The sequence below is a fragment of the Desulfovibrio sp. 1188_IL3213 genome (assembly GCF_036763145.1).
GTDB lineage: Bacteria > Desulfobacterota > Desulfovibrionia > Desulfovibrionales > Desulfovibrionaceae > Desulfovibrio.
On the sequence record NZ_JBAIYR010000387.1, the window covers coordinates 1 to 2143 of the forward strand.

Annotated in this window: 1 protein-coding gene; it reads right to left on the reverse strand. The window is 57.9% G+C overall.

Going from position 1 to position 2143, the window contains the following annotated elements; genetic code table 11:
• Positions 1-616: 616 nt before the first annotated feature.
• A complete protein-coding gene (gene ahcY, locus V6C16_RS11740) occupies positions 617-2038 on the reverse strand; it encodes an adenosylhomocysteinase (protein ID WP_333536897.1) in 1422 nt (473 codons plus the stop codon).
• Positions 2039-2143 lie beyond the last annotated feature (105 nt).

Below are 2143 nucleotides of genomic sequence, written 5' to 3' on the forward strand. Positions count from 1 at the left end.
TCATTTGCTTGAATCTGTTCGGCAAGGATTCTCTGGAAGAACTTCTGAATCCGCGAAGACGAAAAACTATAAACACCTATAGTTATAGCCTGTTAGCTATGGGTGCTTAACCGGACAACATTGAAAACACGCAAGCGTGTTCCAAGACAGCATGGTTTTACTCGCAGTTTGCGTGCGCTGCTGTGCCATGCATTCCTGAAGAATGTCCGTTGTGTGCAGATACGGCATTGGGAGTGGGGGCACTCAATGCGAAAATGCTCTGGAAAAAGGCGGGGAGGGGTGGGGTGAGGAAAATAGAAATGGCCGGAGACAGGCTCCGGCCATAAGGTGCAGGGGCGCGGCGGGCGGCCGCCCCGTGCGTTTGCCGTGGTGGCAGCACTGCTTCCACCACGGCTGTTTTTTTACACCTGACCGCTTGCGCGGCATGGTTGCGCCCGCTGCAAGCGCTTCACGATGAACATGCTCCAGGCATTTCAGCCGTCGACTTTTCTGCTGATGAAGCAGCCGCCCCTGCGCAGCGCATATCAGGGCTGCGTGGCTGACGGAGGCGTGTTTTGCGCCGCCGACCGTCCCCGCAAGGTGAATATGTTCTAAAGCAGTTAACGAATGAAATGCTCTAGTAGCGGTAGTGATCCGACTTGTAGGGGCCGTTCACATCAACGCCGATATAGTCGGCCTGTTCCTTGGAAAGCTTGGTCAGCTTGGCTCCGAGGCGGCCAAGGTGCAGGCGGGCCACTTCTTCGTCCAGTTCCTTGGGCAGGGTGTAGACCTTGTTTTCCAGCTTTTCAGTGGCCAGCTTGATCTGGGCCAGAGTCTGGTTGGTAAAGCTGTTGGACATGACAAAGCTGGCATGCCCGGTGGCGCAACCGAGGTTTACCAGGCGGCCTTCGGCCAGCACGATGATGCTGCGGCCGGACTTGAGGGTCCACTTGTCCACCTGCGGCTTGATGTTCAGGCGGGTGATGCCGGGCGTGTTTTCCAGATAGGTCATTTCGATTTCGTTGTCGAAGTGGCCGATATTGCACACGATGGCTTCGTCCTTCATGCCTTCCATATGCTTGCCGCTGATGACGTGGTAGTTGCCCGTGCAGGTCACATAAATGTCGCCGTAGGGCAGGGCGTCTTCAACGGTGGTGACTTCGTAGCCTTCCATGGCGGCCTGGAGCGCGCAGATGGGATCGATTTCGGTCACCAGAACGCGCGCGCCGAGGCCGCGCATGGACTGGGCGCAGCCCTTGCCCACATCGCCGTAGCCGATGACCACAACAACCTTGCCGGCGATCATGACGTCAGTGGCGCGCTTGATGCCGTCCGCCAGCGATTCGCGGCAGCCGTACAGGTTGTCGAACTTGGATTTGGTCACCGCGTCATTGACGTTGATGGCCGGGAAAAGCAGCTTGCCCGCGGCCTCAAGCTGATAGAGGCGGTGGACGCCGGTGGTGGTTTCTTCCGACACGCCCTTCATGCCTGCGGCAACCTTGTGCCAGTGCTGCGGGTCTTCTTTGAGGCGCAGCTTGAGGCGGTCAAGGATGCACTGGAGTTCCTTGTTGTCGGTTTTTTCGTCAAGGACGGAAGGATTGTTTTCAGCTTCCACTCCCTTGTGGATGAGCAGGGTGGCGTCGCCGCCGTCGTCCACAATGAGGTCGGGACCGGAGCCGTCGGGCCAGGTGAGGGCCATTTCAGTGCACCACCAGTAGTCTTCAAGGGTTTCGCCCTTCCAGGCAAAAACCTTGGCCATGCCCAGGTCGGCAATGGCGGCGGCGGCGTGGTCCTGCGTGGAAAAAATATTGCATGAAGCCCAGCGCAGGTCGGCGCCCAGGGCATGCAGGGTCTGAATGAGCATGGCCGTCTGGATGGTCATGTGCAGCGAGCCGGTAATTTTGAGTCCCTTGAGGGGCTTGCTGGAGCCGTATTTTTTGATGCACTCCATAAGGCCGGGTACTTCCCGTTCGGAAAGCTGCATTTCTTTTTTGCCGAAGTCGGCCAGAGCCATATCCGCAACTTTGTTCGCCAGGCTCAGATCAAGAGCTTTGGTCATGTGTTTCTCCTATCCTTTGACATGGTATGTTTGTTTGCGTTGTGCCGGGTGCGTGCCGGGCTTTGCGGCGTCGGGCCGCCCGGCCGGCGCTTCTGTTGTGCTGCC